General features: G+C 58.9%; 13 protein-coding genes. 6 read left to right on the top strand and 7 right to left on the bottom strand.

What is annotated here, in order from left to right; translation table 11 throughout:
* Positions 1–16: 16 nt before the first annotated feature.
* The 3 genes from V3W27_RS05855 to V3W27_RS05845 all read left to right on the top strand — a co-directional run bounded on the left by V3W27_RS05855 (position 17) and on the right by V3W27_RS05845 (position 12,642).
* Positions 17–11,755, top strand: a complete 11,739-nt coding sequence (locus V3W27_RS05855; protein ID WP_330206157.1) for a two-partner secretion domain-containing protein — start codon at positions 17–19, stop codon at positions 11,753–11,755.
* Entirely contained in the window at positions 11,755–12,039 is a 285-nt protein-coding gene (locus V3W27_RS05850) for a hypothetical protein (protein WP_115984953.1), read from the top strand. Before V3W27_RS05855 ends, V3W27_RS05850 begins: the two co-directional genes overlap by 1 nt.
* 237 nt (positions 12,040–12,276) lie before the next feature.
* A complete protein-coding gene (locus V3W27_RS05845; RefSeq protein WP_247268984.1) occupies positions 12,277–12,642 on the top strand; it encodes a hypothetical protein in 366 nt (121 codons plus the stop codon).
* A 194-nt stretch (positions 12,643–12,836) separates the two neighbouring features.
* Here V3W27_RS05845 and V3W27_RS05840 read toward each other — a convergent pair whose 3' ends face one another.
* Positions 12,837–13,880 carry an LLM class flavin-dependent oxidoreductase gene (locus V3W27_RS05840; RefSeq protein WP_330206156.1) on the bottom strand — a complete coding sequence of 348 codons (1,044 nt, stop codon included), beginning with the start codon at positions 13,878–13,880 and terminating at the stop codon, positions 12,837–12,839.
* A gap of 158 nt (positions 13,881–14,038) precedes the next feature.
* The gene (locus V3W27_RS05835) at positions 14,039–14,524 is read right to left on the bottom strand and encodes a flavin reductase family protein (protein WP_086790921.1); all 486 of its coding nucleotides are present in this window, start codon (positions 14,522–14,524) and stop codon (positions 14,039–14,041) included.
* Between the two features lie 323 nt (positions 14,525–14,847).
* Here V3W27_RS05835 and V3W27_RS05830 point away from each other — a divergent pair, with 323 nt between their 5' ends.
* On the top strand, positions 14,848–16,254 hold the full coding sequence (locus tag V3W27_RS05830; RefSeq protein WP_330206155.1) for a purine-cytosine permease family protein: 1,407 nt from the start codon (positions 14,848–14,850) through the stop codon (positions 16,252–16,254).
* A 345-nt stretch (positions 16,255–16,599) separates the two neighbouring features.
* On the top strand, positions 16,600–17,700 hold the full coding sequence (locus tag V3W27_RS05825) for a polyamine ABC transporter substrate-binding protein (RefSeq protein WP_047598364.1): 1,101 nt from the start codon (positions 16,600–16,602) through the stop codon (positions 17,698–17,700).
* A gap of 246 nt (positions 17,701–17,946) precedes the next feature.
* Here V3W27_RS05825 and V3W27_RS05820 read toward each other — a convergent pair whose 3' ends face one another.
* The 3 genes from V3W27_RS05820 to V3W27_RS05810 all read right to left on the bottom strand — a co-directional run bounded on the left by V3W27_RS05820 (position 17,947) and on the right by V3W27_RS05810 (position 21,750).
* The gene (locus V3W27_RS05820) at positions 17,947–18,924 is read right to left on the bottom strand and encodes a TerC family protein (protein ID WP_247268987.1); all 978 of its coding nucleotides are present in this window, start codon (positions 18,922–18,924) and stop codon (positions 17,947–17,949) included.
* Between the two features lie 186 nt (positions 18,925–19,110).
* Positions 19,111–20,823: an amidase gene (locus V3W27_RS05815; RefSeq protein ID WP_330206154.1), complete on the bottom strand. Its 1,713-nt coding sequence runs from the start codon at positions 20,821–20,823 to the stop codon at positions 19,111–19,113.
* Positions 20,824–20,961: 138 nt separating this feature from the next.
* Positions 20,962–21,750: an AraC family transcriptional regulator gene (locus V3W27_RS05810; RefSeq protein WP_285373838.1), complete on the bottom strand. Its 789-nt coding sequence runs from the start codon at positions 21,748–21,750 to the stop codon at positions 20,962–20,964.
* Between the two features lie 85 nt (positions 21,751–21,835).
* On the opposite strand from V3W27_RS05810, the gene V3W27_RS05805 reads away from it, so the two are divergent.
* The gene (locus V3W27_RS05805) at positions 21,836–22,834 is read left to right on the top strand and encodes a bile acid:sodium symporter family protein (protein ID WP_247268989.1); all 999 of its coding nucleotides are present in this window, start codon (positions 21,836–21,838) and stop codon (positions 22,832–22,834) included.
* Between the two features lie 83 nt (positions 22,835–22,917).
* Here V3W27_RS05805 and V3W27_RS05800 read toward each other — a convergent pair whose 3' ends face one another.
* Both V3W27_RS05800 and V3W27_RS05795 read right to left on the bottom strand, forming a co-directional pair.
* Complete coding sequence (locus V3W27_RS05800) at positions 22,918–23,112, bottom strand: PLD nuclease N-terminal domain-containing protein (protein ID WP_027613057.1); 195 nt, start codon at positions 23,110–23,112, stop codon at positions 22,918–22,920.
* 54 nt (positions 23,113–23,166) lie between these two features.
* Entirely contained in the window at positions 23,167–23,781 is a 615-nt protein-coding gene (locus V3W27_RS05795) for a response regulator transcription factor (protein ID WP_330206153.1), read from the bottom strand.
* Positions 23,782–23,789: the final 8 nt, after the last annotated feature.

Genomic DNA, 23,789 nt, shown 5'->3' with positions numbered 1-23,789 from the left:
CTTCGAGACCATCGACATGGATGTTCGTCAGTTCGCCTTCCTTGCAGGCCAGCCTTCTGCGGCCGTAAAAAACCGTGAGTCGTTTCTGGGCATGCCCAAGCGCGGGCTGGCGTTCCTGCTGGCGAACGTCATGTTCTGGCAACCGATGTGGGCGCAGGCCGACGGCATTGTCGTGGCCAACCCGAACACCGCGCTGGACCGGGCCGGCAATGGCGTGCCGATCATCAACATCGCCACGCCCAACGGCAGCGGCCTGTCGCATAACCAGTTCCACGATTACAACGTCGGCGCGCAGGGCGTCATCCTCAACAACGGCTCGGCGCAAACCTCGAACACCCAGTTGGCCGGGCACATCATCGGCAACCCGAACCTGAAAAACAGCGGTTCGGCGCAAGCCATTCTCAACGAAGTCATCAGCGGCAACCCGAGCCAGTTGCGCGGTTACACCGAGGTGGCGGGGCAGTCAGCGCGGGTGATCGTCGCCAACCCGTATGGCATCACCTGTAATGGCTGCGGCTTCATCAACTCGCCACGGGTCACGCTGACCACCGGCAGACCGGTGCTGGATGGCGCGGGGCGGCTGGATCGTTTTCAAGTTGATCAGGGCAGCGTCGCCATCGAAGGCGCCGGCCTCAACGCCAACAACGTTGACCGTTTCGAAATCATCACCCGCAGCGCGAAGATCAACGCTGAGCTCCAGGCGCAGAACCTGACGATTGTTGCCGGGCGCAACGACGTCAACGCGCAGACCTTGAACGTCACGGCCCGCGCCGATGATGGCAGCGCCAAACCGCAACTGGCGATTGACTCCTCGGCACTCGGCGGGATGTATGCCGGGGCGATCAAACTGGTTGGCACCGAGGCCGGGGTCGGCGTGAAGCTCGACGGTAAACTGATCGCCAGCGGTGGCGATATTCAGCTTGATGCCAATGGTCAATTGAGCCTGGTTGATACCTCGGCGACCGGTGCGGTCAACGTCAAGGCGGCCAGTCTCGATGCGCGCGGGCAGGTGTATGCCGGCACGGCATTGAACGTGCAGACCCAAGGCAATCTGACCAACCGCCAGACCCTGGCTGCCCGCGACAGTATCAACCTCAGTGCCGGTGGTCAGCTGACCAACGCCGGAGTCATCGAGGCCGGGGTCAACGCCGACGGCGGGCGCAACGCCAACGGTGATCTGAGCCTGAGTGCGCAAAACCTCGACAACACTGGCAAAAGCCTCATCGCCGGCCGCAATCTGACAGTCAGCACTGCGCAAACCCTGAGCAACCAGGGCGGTACGCTCAGCGGACAAACCACGGCGATCATGGCGGGCACACTGGACAACCGCAATGCGGGACGCGTGCTCGGCAACGCGACGCTGAACGTCACCGCCAATCAGCTATTCAACACTCAAGGGGTGATCCATAGCTCGGGCAATCTGACCGGTAGTTTCGGTCAGATGGACAACAGCAACGGCGAGTTTTCCAGCAACGGCGTCACCCGGCTCAACGCGGCAACGGTGAACAACCGCAGCGGTCAGATCCTCGGCGATCTGGGGCTGAATATCGACCTCAGCGGCGCGCTGGACAACCGTGATGGCGTGCTCGGCTCCGGCCAGTGGGTGAGTCTGCAGGCGGCCAGCCTGGATAACCGCGATGGCGGTATGCTCGTCAGCGACGGCAGCCTGACCGTGCGTCTGCGCGGCGCACTCGACAACCGCAACAAAGGCGAGATCACCGCCAAGGGCGCCATCGATGCGCAAACCGGCAGCCTCGACAACCGCGACGGCAAAGTCATCGGCAAAACCACACTGGCACTGCGCAGCGATGCGGCAGACAACCGCACAGGCGTGATCCAGGCTGATCAGCAACTGACGCTCAACGTTGATCGCCTGGACAACCGCGACAAGGGCCAGATCACCGGCAAGTCCGGTATCGCTTACGCCGGTACACGTCTGGACAACAGCGGCGGACTCATCAGTGCGGTCGGTCCGGTCAGCCTCAACGCGGGCGAAGTGCAAAACGCCGCAGGTCGGATCTCCAGCCAAGGTGATCTGACTGCGGCCATCGGGTTGCTGCAACAGCAGGGTGGTGCGCTGGTCGCTCAGGGCAATCTGAGCCTGACCGGCAAGACGCTCGACAACCGCAATGGCGGTCTGGTCGGCACCACAAAAGCGCTGACCCTGACAGTCGACGACATCGACAACCGCAACGGCGAAATCTCCAGCAGTCTGCTGCTCAACATCAAGGGCCAGCGCCTGGACAACAGCGACGGCGGCAAGCTGCTGGCCGGCACCGATCTGGGCCTCGCCGTGGCGAAGCTGATCAACCTGAATAAAGGCCTGATCAGCGCCAAGGGCGCAACCACGCTGACTGGTAGCAGCCTGGATAACAGCGGCGGCCGCTTCAACAGTCTCAACGGTCTGGTGATTACCCTCGACGATGCCTTGATCAACGCGCAGGGCACTATCAGCAGCGAGGGCACGCTGACGGCCAATCTCGGCCGATTCGACAACAGTGCCGGTAGCCTGAGCACAGCCGGCGTCTTGTCGGTAACCAGCCGTGGCCTGGTACTCAATCGGGCGGGTTCGATCGGCACCGACAACACGTTGACCCTGACCAGCGCCAGCCTCGATAACAGCCAGAAAGGTTTGATCAGCGCCAAAGGCGCCAGTCATGTCGATACCGGCGACTTCGACAACAGCCTGGGCGGCAAACTCACCAGTGAAGCGTCTCTGACGCTCAAGGCCGCTCAGGTCAACAACGCCACTGGCCGGATTGCCAGCCAGCAAGCGTTGAACGTATCGGTCACCGGGCTGGATCAGCAGGGTGGCGAGCTGTTCAGCAAGGCAGACCTGACCCTTGATCTGAACAACGGTCAGTTGAACAACCAGAACGGTTTGATTAACGCGCCCGGCACGCTGCTGCTGAAAAACCTCAATGGCGTGAACAACCACAGTGGCGAGATCTCCAGCCAGCAAGCATTCACCCTCGCCGCCAATGACCTGGATAACAGCAACGGCAAGTTGATCAGCCAGCAAGGGCTGACGCTGCGCATTGCTCAAGTCTTGAATAACCTCAAAGGTGTTATTTCTGCGGCGGCACTCGACAGCCATTCTGTCAGCCTCGAGAACCAGGATGGCTTGATCAGCAGTCGTGGCCCCCTGGTGCTGACCACCGACAAGACCTTGAACAACCAGTCCGGCACTCTCATCGCCGACGGTGAACTGGCGCTGACCGCCGATACGCTGGTCAACCAGCAGGGCAGTATTGCCGGCAAGTCCGATGCCAGTGTTCAGGTCAAAAACCTGAACAACCAGAACGGTAAACTGATCGCCACCGGTATGCTCAAACTGAGCGCCGAGACCCTCGACAACCGCCAGGGTGGCTTGCTCGGTTCGACCAAAGCCATGACCCTGACGGTCGATGCGCTGGACAACCGTGGCGGCGAAATCACCACCAACAGCGATCTGCTGCTGACCGGTAAAAAACTCGATAACAGCGATGGCGGCAAGGTCTTCACCAGCAACGCACTGACGCTCACCGTCGATCAGTTGCTCAACCGCAACAAGGGCCTGATCGACACGGGCACGCTGCTGAAGCTGCAAGGTCGTACGCTGGACAACAGCGGCGGTGAATTGCTCAGCCAGCAGGACATGCTGCTGAACCTCAGCGGCGACTTCACCAACCAACTCGGCAAAGTCAGCAGCGAAGGCGCGCTGACCGTCAATACTGCGCAACTGAGCAATACCGGTGGCAGCCTGTCCAGCGCGGCGGATCTGACCCTCGACAGCAGCGGCAACATCGATAACCAGGCAGGCAGGATCGTCACCGATGGCGCCCTCGTGCTCAAAAGTACCGGCCTGGATAACCGGCAGAAGGGCACCCTCAGCGGCAAAGGCGCGGTCACGGTCACGACCGGTGATTTCGATAACAGCAGCGGTTCGCTGAGCAGCGCCGACACGCTCGACCTCGTCGCCGGCCAGGTCACCAACAGCGATGCCGGCAGCATCGGCAGCCAGGGCGCACTGACCGCATCGGTGACAGGCTTCGATCAACAGGGCGGCAAGCTGCTCAGCAACACGCGCCTGAGCCTGGACCTGAACCACGGCCAGTTGAACAACATCAACGGCGTGATCAGCGCGCCCGGCACTCTGCTGCTCAAGCAACTCAACGGCGTCAACAACCAGGGCGGCACGATCTCCAGCACTGAAGCGTTCACCTTGACCGCGCAAAGCCTGGACAACAGCAACGGCAAACTCCTGAGCAATCAGGGCCTGACCCTGCGCATCGCCAATGCGCTGGACAACGTCAAGGGCCTGATCGGCGCGGCGTCGATCGATGTGCGGGCGGGCAGCCTGAACAACAGCGGTGGCAGCCTGGTCAGCCGTGGCGATCTTGAACTTACGGTCGATGGCCTGTTGCGCAACGATGCCAGCGGCCTGATCAGTGCTGCGCAGGCGCTGAACATCGGCAGTGCCGATCTGAACAACCAGAGCGGCATGCTACTGGGTGTCAGCGCGGTCACGCTCAATGCGATGGCGCTGAACAACCGTGACAGTGGTTTGATCAACAGCAAGGGCAATCTGACGCTGACCGCGACCAGTCTGGACTCCAGTAATGGCGGTGAAGTCTCCGCCGCGGGTGACATCGATCTGACCCTGACTTCGTTGACCCAGAACGGCGGCCGCCTGTTGGGCGACCAAGCCATCACGCTGGACCTGGCCAATGGCGACCTCGACAACCAGAGCGGCCTGCTCACCGCCAAAGGCCCGCTGACCCTCAAGCGTCTGCGCGACCTGAACAACCAGCGCGGTGAGATCTCCAGCAACCTGAGTTTTGACGTCATCGCTCGTGCCGTGAATAACAACGCCGGCAAGTTGATCAGCGGCGAAAAACTCTTGCTGCGTGGCACCACACTGACCAATCAGAAGGGCTTGTTGTCCGGTTGGCAGGGGTTGAGCGTCAGCGGCGACAGCCTCGACAACCGCGACAGCGGCACACTCTCGAGCAAGCTCGGCGATGTCGCGGTCGAGCTCAAAGACACATTGCTCAACAGCGGTGCCGGTGCGCTGGTCGCCGAGGGCAGCCTGACCGTCAAGGCCGGCGGCCTCGATAACAGCAACAAAGGTATTTTGAGCAGCGGAGCAGGGCAGACGCTCACGCTAAGCGGCGCGCTCAATAACAGTCAGGGCGGCTTGATCGCCAGCGACGGTGCGCTGGATCTGCTGAGCATGGCGCTGACCAACGTCAGCGGCGCGATCAATGCGCAGCAAGCGATCACCGCCACGGTTTCGCGACTGGACAACAGTGTCGGCCAGATCGCCAGCAACGACGCGATCACCCTCAACCTCAGCGGCGACCTCAACAACAACGGTGGCCGACTGGCTGGCGCGGGCCCCGTGCTGATCAAGGGCGTGACTGATCTGAGCAACCAGAACGGCCAGATCGCCAGCCAGAAGAATCTGAACCTGTCGACCGGCACGCTGGACAACAGCAACAAGGGCACCATCGCCGCCAATGATCTGCTACAGATCACCGCCAGCGGCGCAGTGCGCAACAACGCTGATGGTTTGATCTACAGCCAGAACTCCGCGCTGCAACTGAAGGCGGCGAGCCTGAACAACGGCAAGGGTGCGCTGCAAAGCGAAAACGGCCTGACCCTGGATGTCAGCGGCGACCTCGACAACCAGAGCGGCAAGGTCATCGCACAAAACGGTGATGTGAGCATCAACGCCGCCAATATCGATAACCGTGGCGGGACTCTGTCCAGCATCAAAGGCGCGCTCGAAGCGCGCACGGTAGGTGTGCTGCGCAATGGCTACGACCTCAACAACAACCGTCAGGGCGGCATCATTCAGGCACAGGGTCTGAAGCTGTCGGCACTGGCCGGGCTGGACAACAACGGCGGACGCATCTCCGCGCAAGCGACAGACGCGAACATCACCACGGCCGGATTCGATAACCGCAACGGTGTGCTTTATGCCAAAGGTCTGGTGAGCGTCAGCGGCACCAATCTGGACAACGGTGCCGGGCAGATTGCCGGTGAGCGTATCGACTTCGGCCTCAGCGGCGCACTGAGCAACGTTGCGGGTGTCATTGAAAGCAACACGCAACTCGCCGTCAGGGCGGCCAGTGTCAACAACCAGAATGGTCGTCTGCGTTCGCTGGGCAACTGGGGCAAGACCGACTTCCAGATCGGCGGCCAACTCGACAACCGCAACGGTGTACTGGAAACCGCCAACACCGACATGACCATCAACGTCGGCAGCTTCCTCAATGACGGCGGGCAACTCAACCACGTCGGCCGCGGCAAGTTCGAAATTTCCACGGCCAATGTGATCGGTGCGGGTGGCAGCATCACCACTGGTGGGTTGCTGGAACTCAATGCTGATACCTGGAACAACTCCAGCGTGATTCAGGCCGGAACCTTGAACGTCAATGTCCGGCAATTCAGCCAGAGTGCCAACGGCAAGTTGCTCGCCTCGGATGTATTACAGCTGCGGGGCGGCAACTGGACCAACGACGGCTTGATCGCCAGTGATGGCCTTATCGATATGCAGTTGAGCGGCGGCTACAGCGGCAATGGCCGACTGTCGAGCCAGCGCGGGACTTACCTCTCTGCTGCACAGATGAACATCGGCGCGAACGGCAGCTTCGCCGCGGGTACGACCTCGACCATCAGTGTGGGCGGGGCCCTCGTCAACGCCGGGCGCATCACTTCCGGCGAAGACCTGACCGTCAATGCCGGTAGCTTGACCAACTACGGCACCCTCGGGGCGGCGCAGAACCTGAACATCAACACGCCTTCGTTGCTCAATGATCGCGGGCTGATTTTCAGCGGCAACGACATGACGCTCAGTGTGGGTAATCTGACCAACCAGAACGGTGATTTCTACGGGTTGGGGAATGTGACCATCAAGGGTTACGGCGGCGCCGCGCGGGCTGCTGGGGTCTACAACATCTCCGGTTCGATGGAGAGCGGTGGCGGGTTCGAGATCAACGCCGATGTTTTCGAGAACCGTACCGAAGGCGCGGTAATGTCCGGCGATCGCAAATTGATCTCGGGTTATATCGCCAATATTTGCAATGACTGCCAGGGTGACAATTATGTCTTCACGCTGATGGCCAAAGAGTTTTATCAAAGTACGGACACTGATAGCAGCGCCTCGGCAGTGCTCAATGTCGGTAAGGATTTTGTTTTCCAGGGAGGTACGTTTCTCAATAGCAAAAGCACCGTCGCTGCTGGCGGCAATATCAATATCACCGCTGACAGTCTCAAAAACATCGGGGCGAAAAGCGGCACCATCGAACGCACAAGTACTTACATACTCAGCATGACCGACGGTGGTACCAAGCGGTTCTTTGACAGTGTCGTGACGCCTTACAACCAGCGCAATAACCCTGATTTTCCGTTTGTTTATTACATCGGAGCGGGAGGCAGCATACGTAAGGCCGTTCCCAAGTCCACGCGTATCAGAGAAGGGGGGCGCGACGGCGAGTGGTTTGACGTTGTAACACTCAAGGACAGCGAAACCGGCGCGGTCGTCAGTAAGCTGCGTGGATGGGGCAACGCGATACCAGGCCTGAATTACGGCTTTGAAACCACAACTCCCTCCCTGTATGACCCGAACAATCTGGTTGAACTGCCCGGCCAGTTGACCCAGTACAAAGCGGAGTCTGTCAATGAGGTCGCTGTGGACAGCACCGGTGCCGCGAGCACCAACACTGGCCGCAATGCAGTCATCCAGGCGGGTGGTAACGTTTCGATCACGGCTGCCAAGGAACTGGAAAACAGCGTTATCCACCAGGACTACGGTTCGGCGGGAGGCACCAACAAAGTTGGTAACACCAACGTCGGCAACACCGGCACCACCGTCATCCGGATCAACAGCCAACTGCCGCCGGACCTCGCCCAGCAGCAGGTCAACCCGCTGTCCCTGCCAGGCTTTTCCCTGCCAACCGGGGAAAACGGTCTGTTCCGCCTGAGCGGCCAGGGCGCCGCTGATACCGCGCCAGTCGCCGCGACCGGCCCGGCGCCGACCTGGACCGTGGGCGGGCAAACCGTCGCCACGGAAGCTCACGTCGTGGCTGGCAGCAGCGGTGGCCCGCGTAACCTTTTCATTGACGCGCCGCCTGCGGTCTCCGACAGCACGCGCGCAGTGGATACGTTCCACCGCACCCCGAGCGTCGTTCAGGCCGTGGCCAGCACGGTCGACGTCAACGTGCCGGTGAACGCCGCCGGCCCGGGCATGAAAGACCGCGGCAACGACGCCAAGGAGTCGATCGACACCCGTCCGGTGACCCGTGTCACCGGTCTGCCAGACACCAAGGCGCCGTCCAGCGCGCACAAATACCTGATCGAAACCAACCCGGTGCTGACCGACCTCAAGTCGTTCATGAGCTCCGACTACCTGCTGGAAAAACTCGGCTACGACCCCGACCAGAGCGCCAAGCGTCTCGGCGACGGCCTCTACGAGCAACGCCTGATCCAGCAAGCCGTGACCGCCCGCACTGGCCAGGCATTCATTGATGGCCAGACCTCCAACGAGGGCATGTTCAAGTACCTGATGAACAACGCCATCGCCAGCAAGGACGCCCTCAATCTGTCGGTAGGCGTCGGCCTCACCTCGCAGCAAGTTGCCGCGCTGACGCACGACATCGTCTGGCTCGAAGAGCACGAAGTGAACGGCGAAAAAGTGCTGGTGCCGGTGGTTTATCTGGCGCAGGCCAATGGTCGTCTGGGTCCTACCGGGGCGCTGATTGCCGGTAATGATGTGACGCTGATTACCGGTGCAAACCTGGATAACGTCGGGACGTTGAAGGCGACGAATAATCTGTCGGCGACGGCGGGTAAGGATCTGGTCAACAGTGGCGTGATTGAGGCGGGCAATCGACTTGATCTGTTGGCGACCAATAATATCGTCAACAAGTCCGGCGGGATCATCACCGGGCGCGATGTGAACCTGACCACTCGCACCGGGGATGTGATCAACGAACGGACCATCACCTCGTCCGACAACAGCACCCGATTCGGCACCCAGCATCATGACTACGCCGACAACGCCGCACGGATCGAAGCGGCCAATGACCTGACCGTCAAAGCGGCCAACGACATCAACATCACCGGCGGCGTGATGAAAAGCGGCCAGGACATGGTTCTGAATGCGGGGCGCGACATTAACGTGTCCTCGGTGCAAGTCACCAACAGCGTGTTCCATGACGATCGGCACAACAGCAGCGACATCACCCAATTGGGCGCTGACATTGATGCTGGGCGTGACTTCAAGGCTGATGCGAGTCGTGATCTCACAGTCATCGCCAGTCAGATCGACGCCAAGCGTGACCTTGCGATGTCAGCCACGGAAAACCTGACTGTTAGTTCGGCTGCTGATGAAGAACATTCTTTATCCAAGAATAAGAAAGTTACCCGTCAGGAAGATCACGTCAGCCAGGTCATGTCCGGTATTACCGCAGGCGGTGATGTGGCGTTGGCTGCGGGCCAGAATCTTGCGGTGATCTCCAGCCGCATCACCTCAGGGGATGAGGCTTATCTGGTGGCCGGGGACCGTATCGATATCCTTGCCGCGCAGGACACGGATTACTCGTTGTATGACATGAAGAAAAAGGGCAGCTTCGGCAGCAAAAAAACCAAGCGCGACGAAGTCACTAGCGTCACTCATGTCGGCACTGAAATCACCACAGGTGGAGACCTGATTTTGGTCAGTGGTGGTGATCAGCGCTATCAAGTGGCGAAGCTTGATAGCGGTAACAACCTGATGGTGCAAAGCGGTGGTTCCGTGACCTTTGAAGGGGTAAAGGACCTCAAGCAGGAAAGTCACGAAAAAAGCAGTAGCAGCCTGTCCTGGAACTCCATGAAGGGTAAGGGGCACACCGACGAAACCTTGCGACAAAGTGAATTGACCGCGGAAGGGAATCTGGTGATCAGAGCGGTCGATGGACTGAAGATTGATATCAGGCAAATCGACCAGAAAACGGTGAGCCAGACCATTGAGACAATGGTGCAGGCTAATCCGCAGTTAGCTTGGTTGAAGGACGCCGAGCAACGCGGAGATGTCGATTGGCGCAAGGTGCAGGAGGCTCATGAGAGCTTCAAGTACAGCCACTCTGGACTTGGTCAGGGTGCGATGTTGGCGATCATCATCATCGTGACCGCATTGACTGCGGGTGCAGCAAGTGCCGCTGTAGGTACGGCGGCTGGAGCGACGGCAGGGTCGGGAACCGCCATGGCGGCTGCAGGAACTTCGCTTGCAGGCACTGCGACTGCCGCCGGTTGGGCGAATATTGCTGCAACTGCTGTGTTGACGTCTGCTGCCAGTGGCGCAGTGATCAGTACGATCAATAATGGAGGGAATCTGGGAGCAGTTATCAAGGATGTCACTTCAACCGACAGTCTGAAAAATTATGTAGCGGCTGGGGTTAGTGGTGGCATTGCGGGTCAGGCTATTGGTGTTCGATTGGCGGTTAATTCGGCACTGAAAACTGTTGTCAACGGTGGGAAGTTCAAAGACAACTTGAGTCAGGCGGTAATCGGCCTGGCGGCAGATGCCTTGAGCGGTGCCATTTACGAAAAAGTCGGTGATAGCCTTCTTGGCAGTGGTTTACCAACCAAAGTCGCCGTGCATGCGATTGTCGGTGGATTGATCGGTGAAGCTGCCGGTGGAGACTTTGCAACCTCCGCATTGGCTGCCGGCGCGAACAAGGCACTCATTGACTTAGCCGGGGAGAAAATATTCCCGGGTGCTGCGCACGATCAAGTACTGGCCATGACCTCTCAACTGCTGGGCATGACGGTAGCTGCCGCAGCGGGAGGAAGCGATAAAGATCAACAAGTTGCAGGATGGGTGGCACAGCAGGCTACAGCTAATAACTACTTGACCCATGCGCAGAAAGAGGCCATTTCCAAGCAATTGGTAGAGGCGTGCGGGAAGGATGTGCAATGTCAGGAAAATGAGCTGAACAAGTGGAAGCCTATAGCCGATAGCCAGAATGGTTTCAATGAGGCTGAGCAGGCTCAATTTGACCAGGCCAGCAAGACCCTGGGAGAGAAATTGCTGCTGAATTGTCAGTCGGATTTCTGTAAGGCTTTCACTTTAGTCAGCGTAAAAATGGCGAACCTGAGCTGTGGCACTATCTCGTGTTTGCGAGAAACAGCCGGAGAAACTCAAAAGTCGCAATACCTGCTGCAAGGGCAATGGGGTAAACTTTTTCTTGATGCGTTAGGAGATGGTGGTGCCATCGCGGGTGCGATTCTCCCAGTCCTTACGGCCTCCAAAGCAGTGGGGGGTGCAGAAGCAATTATTGATGGCGCAGGTGGTGTCAAAGTAACTGGTGGCACTGTCGGAAAGGTGGATGATCTAGCTACCAGTGGCTTAAGTTCAGGGTCAAACCTTCCAAGTGGAACAGGCCTTGGTGGTTTCAAGGTCGGCTTAAGTGCAGACGACATCACTGCTATAAATTCACAGTTTGGCGGTTCGGTTTCATTTAGAGAAGTTGATACGGCTATTGCAAATGCTGCCAATTATGATGGTTTTTATAATAAGGTTGGCTCAATGATCAGGGATATTGCTGGCGGGCATCTGTTTGATAATGGGAACAAGCGGACTGCCGTCGAGGTGGTTGAGCAGTTGATTATAAGAAACGGCGTGGATGGCCCGCCAAAACAAATTATTTGGAATGTGGTGGATAAAGTTGCGACAGGGGAACTGACTAATGTCCAAGATATTTCAAAAGCATTAAGAGGGCTGGATTAATGTCTTTCTATGAGCTTTCTGAAAAGTATGCAGCCCGTTTCGGTTCGCCAAGTATGAATAGCGTCGGGCTAGAGGAGTTTATTCAAATACTAGAGTTGGTGGCGATGAAAAATAAGGGGTTTTTCATCTTTAAGGTGGATGGTGAAAGAGAGAGTAATGTTTATACTTTTGTTTTAAATATGTCGACAAGTAATAATGTTGTAATAAGGAAAGATACAGATAGCGTGCGGGAAGGTATGGAGTATTTTTTCTCTGAGCTTGAGCGGCTCGGCATATATCCATAACTTGATGTTTAGACATTTTGCCTAGCCTCGATTGCATAACCTATATTGATGTTTGCTGTAAAAGTGATTTGAATTGCACCGGCCTCGCGCCGGTGTTGTTCTATCTACTTAGGGCAATAGGTAATGCAATAAAGGTAAATGGGGACAGTCCACGTTTAGAAAGCACTCCGAAAATGTGGTCTGTCCCCGTTAACCCTCAAAAATTCAATTGAATGTATTGACAGTGGAAAATTGAATATGCGAGTCGATAGTATGTTTAGTCAGGCTAGAGCTATGGTTGCAGGGAACTACAGCTACGCGATTGATGAGCTTGGTTTTCGTCCGGAACAAGCGTTTGCGTATACTCAAGATGAATTGGAGCGTCTTATGCGAAAGGATGCTCCTGGCGCTAACGCTGTTCTTCAGACTGCTATTTATTTGGAAGGCATTCGTCGTGGACTAAGGCTGTCAAGGGAAAGTCAATACGCGATTGATATGTTGGAGGTTTTGGCAGATACGTACGAAAAGTGCAGCGTTGAGAGTCTTATAGAGATCGGCGTTGATGATAAAGAATTAGAGATCATCCAGTCTGATATGGACACTGTTAGGAAAGTGTTTTTGTGATTGAAATTATTAGGCCGGGTTTCAATTGTTTCTATGAAGGTGGACCTGTGATAAATGGGGACAGACCCTGAGGGATCCCCACAAATCTACTCAATTTGGCGGTGGAATATCCCAGAAGATTATTTGCATGCTGAACTGAAAAGCCCCGAACTACTCGGGGCTTTTTTTATTTGGGGCGGGCAGTCAGCAATGACTTAACGAAACGCCGGCACCACATCCCTGATAAACAACTCCAGCGACTTCTTCTTCTCCTCATGCGGCAGACTGTTGTCACACCAGAAACTGAACTCATCCACCCCCAGTTCCTGGTAATACTTGATCCGCGGAATAATTTCCTCCGGCGTACCAATCATCGCCGTCTTGTGCAGGCTCTCCAATTCAAACTCCGGACGCCCGGCGAACTTCTCTTCCGGGCTCGGAGCGAGGAAGCCGTTGACTGGCACCTCCTTGTTGCCGAACCACGCATCAAACGTGCGGTAAAAACGTGAGATCGCTTTAGCGCCGACTTTCCAGCCTTCTGGGTCGTCAGCCGAATGCACGTGGGTGTGGCGCAGCACCATCAATTGCGGACGCGGTACATCTGGATTGTTATCCAAGGCGGCCTGGAACTTGTTCTTCAGGTCGACAACTTCTTCATCACCTTTCATCAACGGCGTGACCATCACGTTGCAACCGTTGGCCACGGCGAAATTGTGCGAATCCGGGTCGCGGGCGGCGATCCACATCGGTGGGTTCGGTTTCTGAATCGGTTTTGGCACGCTGGTCGAGGTCGGGAATTTCCAGATGTCGCCGTCGTGGGCGTAGTCGCCTTGCCACAGGGCGCGGACCACCGGGACCATCTCGCGCAGGGCCTGGCCGCCGCTGGAGGCGGGCATGCCGCCGGCCATGCGATCGAATTCGACCTGATAGGCGCCACGCGCCAGGCCGACTTCCATGCGTCCATTACTGATCACGTCGAGCAATGCGCATTCACCGGCCACCCGCAGTGGGTGCCAGAACGGCGCGATGATGGTGCCGGCGCCGAGGTGAATGGTGGTGGTTTTGGCGGCGAGGTAGGCCAGCAGCGGCATCGGGCTGGGTGAGATGGTGTATTCCATCGCGTGGTGTTCGCCGATCCACACGGTGCTGAAACCGCCGGCCTCGGCCATCAGGGTCAGTTCGGTCAGGTCTTCGAACAGTTGGCGGTGGCTGACGCTTTCGTCCCAGCGTTCCATGTGGATGAACAGGGAAAATTTCATGACGCTTCCTCGGATCTTTTGTTGTTGAGGCTACAAAACTGTGTGGGAGGGGCTTGCTCCCGAAAGCGGTGAGTCAATCGACATCTCTGGTGGCTGACACATCGCCTTCGGGAGCAAGCCCCCTCCCACAGTGGATTTGTGTGGGGTTGAAGTTTTGCTCAGGCCAGAACGGGCAGGGCGCCCATCTTGCCGTGGCAATACACCAGCGGCCCGGTGTGCTGCTCCGGGACGATCAGATTCTTCACCGCGCCGACCATGATCGCGTGGTCACCACCTTCGTATTCGCGCCATAACTCACATTCGATGATAGCCGTCGCGTTGGCCAGGATCGGGTTGCCCAGCTCGCTCAACGTCCACTCGATGCCCTGCGCCTTGTCCTTGCCTTTACGGGCGAAGGCATAAGCTTCGCTTTGCTGGCCGCCGGACAGGACGTGGATCGCGAATCGCTTGTTCTTGATCAGCACGGGATAAGAATCGGAGCTGTAGTTGGGGCAGAACAGCACCAGGGCCGGGTCGATCGACAGTGAACTGAAGGCGCTGGCGGTGAGGCCGACGATCTGGCCGTCATCGTCCAGTGTGGTGATGACAGTGACGCCGGACGGAAACGAGCCCATGACTTGTTTGTAGATGGCAGCATCGATCATTGGACGGTCCTCGGGTGTTGTGACGCGATTTTTATGTATTTGTTGGTCTGATGGTATACCAGTATTTTTTCTTTGCAAGGGCTTTTAGGCTGAACCGATAAACGTGGTGCTTTCGTCGGAAACTCAGCGTTTATTGGGCTTTCGGCTGGCCTGCAGGCCACGGTATCAGTGAGGATGGTGGATCAGATAGCGCCGCAAACTACGTATCAGTCTTGTGAAATGTTTGGAATACCATAATATGGTCTGCATCTGAGGGGCGACCCAGAGTTCCCCCGGTTTGGCTTCATACAAAGATAAGAACAGACAAACTCGAGTTCATGCATATGTCCCAGATGTCCCGGCAAGATCCGTTGATCGAGAATCACACGGTCGACTACGTCCCACTCGCGGAACGCCACGGGAAGGCCCGCGACCTGTTCACCTTATGGTTCAGCACCAACATCGCGCCACTGCCCATCGTCACCGGCGCCATGGTGGTTCAGGTGTTCCATCTCGACTTGCTTTGGGGGCTGCTGGCGATTGCGCTGGGGCACCTGATCGGCGGCGTGGTGATCGCACTGGCCTCGGCGCAGGGGCCGCGCATGGGCATTCCGCAAATGGTTCAGAGTCGTGGTCAGTTCGGGCGTTACGGCGCACTGCTGATCGTGTATTTTGCGGCGCTGATTTACATCGGTTTCTTCATTTCCAACATCGTGCTGGCCGGTAAGTCGATTGTCGGCATCGCACCGTCGGTACCGGCGCCGCTGAGCATTCTGATCGGCGCACTGGCGGCCACGGCGATTGGCGTGATCGGCTACAACTTCATCCACACGCTCAACCGCATCGGCACCTGGGTGATGGGCAGCGCGCTGCTCGCCGGTTTCATCTACATCTTCGCCCACGACTTGCCGGCAGACTTCCTGACGCGCGGCAGCTTCAACCTGTCGGGCTGGCTGGCGACGGTGTCGCTGGGGATCATCTGGCAGATCAGCTTCTCGCCGTACGTGTCCGATTATTCGCGTTACCTGCCGGCGGATATCGGCATCGCCAAACCGTTCTGGGCCACTTATCTGGGGGCGACGCTGGGGACGATTCTGTCGTTCAGCTTTGGCGCCGTGGCAGTGCTGGCGACCCCGGAAGGCACCGAGGCGATGGCGGCGGTCAAGCAGTCCACCGGCTGGCTGGGGCCGATTCTGATGGTGTTGTTTCTGCTCAATATCATCAGCCACAACGCGCTGAATCTGTACGGCGCGGTGCTGTCGATCATCACCTCGATCCAGACGTTTGCCAGTCAGTGGACGCCGAGCATCAAGGTGCGTGTGCTGTTGTCGAGTGTGGTGCTGGCGGGTTGCTGCGTGGTAGCGCTGGGTGCCTCGGCGGATTTCATTTCGCAGTTCATCGGGCTGATTCTGGCGTTGCTGCTGGTGTTGGTGCCGTGGGCGTCGATCAACCTGATCGACTTCTACCTGATCAAGCGTGGCAGCTATGACATCGGCTCGATTTTTCGCGCGGACGGCGGCATTTACGGGCGCTTCAATCCGCACGCGATCATTGCCTATTTCATCGGGATCATTGTGCAACTGCCGTTCGCCAATACGTCGCTGTACGTCGGGCCGTACGCCAATCTGGTCGACGGCGCCGATCTGTCATGGCTGTTCGGCCTAGTGGTGACGGTGCCGTTGTATTACTGCCTCGCCACACGTGGGCAGACCCGGCAGAGCAGGGCGGCGCGGTTGAGTTATACCGACTGACCAATCATCAATAAACTGTGGCGAGGGAGCTTGCTCCCGCTGGACTGCGCAGCAGGCCCTGCTTTTCTAAATCGAAGAGCGAGGTCCGCTGCGCGGCCCGGCGGGAGCAAGCTCCCTCGCCACAAATGATGTTTCCTTAGCCCTTGTGCATTCCAGCGGACATTCAAATTGGCCATTTCGATCCCCTTTTGGCCCGTCAACCACTGTGCCGCGGCCCCGCGGTCGGCAAGAATCAAAGCCATAACGAAACGCTGAACCTTCCTTGCCCTTGGCTACCTTTACAGCCGCTGCCGTGTACAGAACATAAAAACCATCGATCTCACGTCGCATTCCGGGGAAACAACCATGGTCACGATGAAACGCATTTTGGGTGCCACCGTGTGTGGGCTGACGCTGCTGGCCAGCGCGGTGCACGCCGAACAGCGCGAACTGCGGGTGTACAACTGGGCGGATTACATTCTGCCGTCGGTGCCCAAGGATTTCGCCGCGAAGACCGGCATCAAAGTGACCTGGGACACCTTCGACACCAACGAATCGCTGGAGGCCAAGTTGCTCACCGGCAACTCCGGCTACGACTTGGTGGTGCCGTCGAACCAGTTCATCGACACTCAGATCAAGGCCGGGGTGTTCCAGAAACTCGACAAGTCAAAACTGCCGAACTGGAGTCATCAGGATCCGGCGCTGCTCAAGTTGCTCGACGCCAACGACCCCGGTAACCAGTACGGCGTGCCCTACATGTACGGCACGGTGCTGATCGGTTTCAACCCGGCCAAGGTCAAGGCTGCCCTCGGCGACAACGCGCCGGTCGACAGCTGGGATCTGGTGTTCAAGCCGGAGAACATGGAGAAGCTCAAATCCTGCGGCGTGGCGATGCTCGATTCGCCGTCGGAAATTCTGCCGCTGGCCCTGCATTACCTCGGTCTCGATCCGAACAGCCAGAACCCGGCCGACTATGAAAAGGCCAAGGATCTGATGCTGAAGATTCGCCCGTACGTGACCTACTTCAACTCGGCCAAGTACATGACCGACATCGCCAATGGCGACATCTGCGTGGCCATCGGCTATTCCGGCAGCTTCTACCAGTTCGGTAATCGCGCGAAAGAGGCGGGCAACGGTGTGGTGGTTGACTGGCGTTTGCCGAAGGAGGGCGCGCCGATCTGGTTTGATACTTTCGCCATTCCGAAGAGCGCGAAGAACGTCGAAGAGGCGCATGAATTCCTCAACACCTTGCTCGATCCGAAAGTCATTGCGCCGATCAGTGATTTCCTCGGCTACCCGAACGTGAACAAGGATTCGATGCCGCTGGTGAACAAGGACATCACCGGCAACCCGAACCTGACGCCAACGCCTGAGGCCCTGAAAACCCTCTACGTGGTCCAGCCACTGCCGCAAAAACTCGAACGCGTACGCACGCGAGTGTGGACCAGCATCAAGTCCGACAAGTAACGCCGCGGTCACCTGTAGGAGTGAGCCTGCTCGCGATGCGTCGTGTCAGCCGACATTGATGCTGGATGCACCGGCCCCTTCGTGAGCAAGCCCACTCCCACCCTGGATCTCGGCGAGTCGCAGATCTTTCATTCACTGCCAATCCACTGTGGGAGCGGGCTTGTCCGCGAAGGCGTCCGCTCAGCCGACATTTCCATTGAATCTCACGCCGCCATCGCGAGCACGCTCACTCCTGCAGATGTTGTGTCATTCGGTGCGTTGGAGGTTTTCCTTGCGAGTGACGATCAGACTCAACACCACCGACCCCAGAATCACCCCGCCGACCACCGCCAGTGACCATTCCACCGGCATGTGAAACCAAGGCATCAGCGTCATCTTGCCGCCGATGAACACCAGCACAACTGCCAGTCCGTACTTGAGCAAATGAAAGCGGTCTGCCATGTCTGCCAGCAGGAAGTACAACGCCCGCAGGCCCATGATCGCGAAGATGTTCGAGGTGAACACGATGAACGGATCGGTGGTGACCGCGAAGATCGCCGGGATGCTATCGACTGCAAACATCAGGTCGCTGGCCTCGATCAGCACCAGCACGAGGAACATCGGCGTGGCCCAGCGCACGCCGTTCTGCAGCACGAAAAAGCGCTCGCCGTGAAAGCCCTGGGTGATCCGCATGTGCCCGCGCACCCAGCGCAGCAGCGGGTTTTTGTCGAGGTCCGGTTGCTGCTCGGCGAACATCAGCATCTTGATCCCGGTGATGATCAGGAACACCCCGAAGGCATACAGCAGCCACTCGAACTGCGACACCAGCCATACACCGGCGAAGATCATTGCCGCGCGCATCACGATCGCCCCGAGTACGCCGTACAGCAGCACCCGGCGCTGCAATTCCGGTGGCACGGCGAAGTAGCTGAAGATCATCACGAAGACGAACATGTTGTCGATCGACAGTGACTGCTCGATCAAATAACCGGTGAGGAATTCCAGCGTCTTGCGCTGGGCAATTTCGGCGCCGAACTCGCCGTTCAAGTACCACCAGAGCAACCCGGCGAAGGCCAAGGCCAGTGCGCACCAGGCGATCACCCAACAGGACGCTTCCCGCACTGAAACGCGGTGTGCCTTGCGTCCGCCGAAGACGAACAGGTCCAGTGCAAGCATGGCGAGGACGAAGACGATAAACGCGCCCCACATCCATGGTTCGCCGATATTGATGTTGGTGGTTGGCATGGCTGGCTCCCTGGCTTTTATTGAATTAGGGTCAGGCAGGGCCATGCTAGCGGCGATTTTGGTTGCAAGAAAAATCGCTTATTTCTGAGCAACAGTTCGGGAAAAGCGAAGTGTCGCGATCAGGGAGGGGGAATAGCGGCGACGGGAATTGAGACCTTTTGCGGCCTCAATCCCGTCCGTGTTCGCTTACTTGGCGGCAGTCAGCGCCGGAGTGCGCGGCGGCACCTGACGCTTCGATCCGGTAGCCTCAAACGCCGAGGCCAGACGCAACAGATTCGAGTCATCGTAAGCACGACCGGCGAAAGTCAGACCAACCGGCATGCCGATGTCGGCCATGATCCCCATCGGCACAGTGACAGTCGGCACACCGAGATGCCGGATCGCCAGATTGCCGTTGGCGACCCAGATGCCATTGCTCCAGGCGATGTCTGCCGATTCCGGATTGATATCGGCATCTGCCGGGCCAACGTCGGCGTTGGTGGGGAACAGCACAGCGTCGAGTTTCAGTGTGTCCATCCAGTCTTCGAGGTCGAGCTTGCGGGTCTTTTCCAGACCGCGCAGGCCATCGGGCAGCGTCGGGATCTGGTCCCACGGAGTGATCCCGCGCTCGGCCATGCGCACGTATTCGTCCATGCCGGCGGCCAGATCGCCTTCACGGTTGGGCAGGGTACCCGGGTCGTGCGGGAAGATTTTCGGCCCGTCGACATCGGCCAGGCGATTGAGCTTCGGATCGCCGTTGGCGCGCAGGAAATCGTCGAAGGCCCAGGCCGACAGATCCCACAGTTCGTGGTGGAGGAATTCCTTGGAAACGATGCCGCGATTGAACACGGTCGGCGCGCCGGGGCGGTCGCCTTCGCAGTTGGAAACCAGCGGGAAATCCACTTCGATGACTTCGGCGCCGGCCGCTTCCAGAGCAGCGCGGGCCTGTTTCCACAGGTCGATCACTGACGCACGAGTGTTGATGCGCTGCCCGGTCGGGCCGCCGATGCCTGGGGCTTCGCTGGTGCCGGCTTCGGGGTCGGCGTTGATGTACATCTTCGGTACACCGAGGCGTTTACCGGCCAGTGCATCGGACTTTACCGCCAGCTCGGCGTAGGAAGCCGGGCGCACCGAATCGACGCTCGGGATCGGTACCCACGGCTGCAGGCGCCACAGATCGCCACGGGTGTCGGGGTCTTCAGCAACCACCACGTCGAGCACCTCAAGCAGATCGGCCATGGTGCGGGCGTATGGCACGACCACGTCCATGGTCGGCGTCAGCGGCCAGTTGCCACGCACCGAAATCACCCCGCGCGACGGCGTATAGGCGCACAAACCATTGTTCGACGCCGGGCCGCGACCGCTCGACCAGGTTTCTTCCGCCAGGCCGAACGCCGAAAAACTCGCGGCAGTGGCGGTGCCGGCACCGTTGGACGAGCCGGAGGCAAACGGCGCGGTCAGGTAGGCCGCGTTGTACGGACTTTCGGCCCGGCCATAGACGCCACGCTGCATGCCGCCATTGGCCATCGGCGGCATATTGGTCTTGCCCAGGCAGATCGCCCCGGCGCCGCGCAAGCGTTCGATTGTGAAGGCGTCGCGATGCGCCACCAGATCGGCGAAGGCCGGGCTGCCGGAGGCGGCGGTCAGACCCTTGACCAGATAGCTGTCCTTGGCGGTGTAAGGGATGCCGTCGAGCGGGCCGAGGGTTTCGCCCTTGGCCCGGCGCGCGTCGGACGCCTGGGCCTCTGCCAGTGCTTCGGGATTGCGTACGACCACGGCGTTCAGTGCAGTGGTCGTGTTCGGGCCGTCATAGGCGTCGATCCGGGCCAGATAGGCCTGCACCAGTTCAACCGCGGTGGTCTGGCCGGCGTCGAGCGCCGCGCGTAATTGAGCAATGGAGACTTCAGTGACTTCGATCATGCTGTTACCGCCGACAGGTTCGCTAAAGGGGTGGGTCATTATGGTTATGGTCGAAACGTGTAGATAATTGCGTATAGACGAAACTCTACCCTGAACTTTGCCGAATGGCATGTGCTAATTCGATAAATATCGACAATCTCAACGAAAAAATTCCCCCGGTGTCTCGCCAAACTGTTGCCGGAAGGCCGCGATGAACGCCGAGGTCGAGTCATAACCGCAGGCCAGAGCCACGTCGGTGACGCGTTCGCCGCGTTCCAGCGGGGTCAGCGCGCCCAGCAGACGCAAGCGCTGGCGCCAGGCGCGGAAGGTCAGGCCGGTGTCGCGTAAAAACAGGCGGCTGAGGGTTTTTTCGGTGACGCCGAATTTTTCGCTCCAGTGCTGCAGTGTGGTCTGCTGTTCCGGATGTTGCTCCAGACTTTGATAGATCTGTCGCAGACGGCTGTCCTGGGGCAGTGGCAGCATCAGGTCGATCTGCGGCGCCTCAGCCAGTTGATCGAGGATCACCTGGGCCAGGCGGCCATGCGCGCCGCTCTCGTCGTATTCCACCGGGACCAGACTGAACGCGCGGATCAGTTCGCGCAGCAGGTCGCTGACGCCCAGCACATGACAACGTTCAAGCGCCCAGCCGGCCACGCTGCAATCGATGTACAGGCTGCGCATTTCGGTGTGCGGCGAGCTGAACACTCGGTGCGGGACGCCCGCTGGAATCCACACCGCGCGCTCGGGTGGCGCGACGAAACGCCCGGCGCTGGTCTGCACTTCGAGCACGCCCTGAATCGCGTACGACAATTGCACCCACGGGTGGCTGTGACGCCGAGTCAGTGCGCGATTGGGCAGCGATTCGGTGCGCCCATACAGCGCACGGGGCAGGCTGGGCAGCCCGGGAATGCTGCGTCGGAAGCTTTTCTCATGTCCTTTAGGCGGCATCTGTTTGCTCTTCGGCGTTAGTCGGTAATTTCTGCTCACGTTAGAGTCGCAGTCACGTACTGGCAACCCCCGGATGAACAAGCCCATGACTCGCCCAAAATTCCTGCCCGACAACTTCACCCTGACCCTGATCGGCGTCGTGCTACTGGCCAGTTTTCTGCCGGCCAGCGGTCAGGTCGCGGTCGGGTTCGGCTGGCTGACCAATATCGCCATCGCGCTGCTGTTTTTCCTCCACGGCGCGAAACTGTCGCGTGAATCGATCATCGCCGGTGCCGGCCACTGGCGCCTGCACCTGTTGGTGTTCGGCCTGACCTTTGTGCTGTTCCCGATCCTCGGCCTGGCGCTGAAACCGCTGCTGTCACCACTGATTGGCGACAAGCTGTACATGGGCATGCTGTATCTCTGCGCGTTGCCGGCCACCGTGCAGTCGGCAATTGCCTTCACCTCCCTGGCCCGAGGCAATATCCCGGCGGCGATCTGCAGTGCAGCGGCGTCGAGCCTGTTCGGGATCTTCCTCACGCCGTTGCTGGTGACGCTGCTGCTGAACGTGCACGGCGACGGCGGTTCGACCCTGGATGCGATCCTGAAGATCAGCGTACAACTGCTGCTGCCGTTCATTGCCGGGCAGATCGCTCGGCGCTGGATCGGCGCGTGGGTCGGGCGCAACAAGAACTGGCTGAAGTTTGTCGATCAGGGCTCGATTCTGCTGGTGGTGTACGGCGCGTTCAGCGAGGCGGTCAACGAAGGTATCTGGCATCAGATTCCGGTAGTGGATCTGCTGGGGCTGGTGGTGGTCTGCTGCATCCTGCTGGGGCTGGTGCTGTTGGCGTCGACCTTGCTGGGCAAGGCGTTCGGTTTCAGCCAGGAAGACCGCATCACCATTTTGTTCTGCGGTTCGAAGAAGAGTCTGGCCACCGGCGTGCCGATGGCGCAGGTGTTGTTTGCCGGCAGCACCATCGGCGTGTTGATTCTGCCGCTGATGCTGTTCCATCAGATTCAGCTGATGGTCTGTGCGGTGCTGGCGCAGCGTTATGCCAAGCGGCCGGAATCGGTGCCGGAGCTGATGGCGCAGGTTGATCCATAATGCAGTGATGCCCGGCGGTCAGCCATCGCGAGCAGGCTCGCTCCCACAATTAACCGCGCAGGGCATTACAGCGCAAGAATCCTTCAGTCCTGAGTCACGTGTTTCGGGCCGGCCAGTGCCCAGGCAATCAGGCCAAACAACGGCACGAACACGATGGCGATAATCCACACGCCTTTGTTGCTGCCTTTGCCTGCGCTCTTGCGCACGCGGTTGATCGCCCACAATTCAACGATCACAAGAACGACGGCGAGTACGATCCAGACGGGTTCAATTTGCATGGGCTACCTCCTGATGGTCTTTCAGTTAGGTGAGTCCAAACGCGCAGGGTTCATTTAAATTGCGCCGCTGCCTCCCGAATACTTCACCGCAGCGGCTGCCCGCGACGGCACATTGAGCGTGCGCAGCAACGACGACACATGGATGCGCACGGTGAACGGCGAGATATCCAGTTCCCGGGCGATTTCCTTGTTGGTCTTGCCTTGGGCGATCAGCCGTAACACATCCTGCTGACGCGGGGTGAGGGCGGTGCCGGTCTCCAGCGGCAGCAGCCCGGAAGGCGCGAACCTGACCAGCACTTCGCCTTCGCGGATCGCCAGAATCGCCTCGCCGATCTCATCCGGGACAATGTTCTTGCCGATGAAACCGTCGATGCCGGCCGCCATCACTTCGCCGATCAATGCCTCGTCGTCGACCATCGACACCACGATCAGCGTGGTGCGCGGCAGTTTTCGGCGCAGTTCGGCGAGTTGGCTGATGCAGGTCAGGCCGGGGAAGCGCAGGTCGAGAATCAGTGTGTCCGGCTCGCTGCCGTCGGGCAGCAAGGCCAGCACGGCGTCGAGGTCGCCGGCCTCCTCGATAGTCGCCTCGGGCAACAGGCGCTGCACGGTGCGCCGCATGGCTTCGCGAAACAACGGGTGATCGTCGGCTATGATGATGCGGCATGTCATGACGTGAC

It is taken from the genome of Pseudomonas sp. AM14(2022) (assembly GCF_036346455.1).
Taxonomy (GTDB): domain Bacteria; phylum Pseudomonadota; class Gammaproteobacteria; order Pseudomonadales; family Pseudomonadaceae; genus Aquipseudomonas; species Aquipseudomonas putida_A.
Note: the sequence above shows the minus strand (reverse complement) of the source record. Positions and strands in the feature narration are given on the sequence as shown.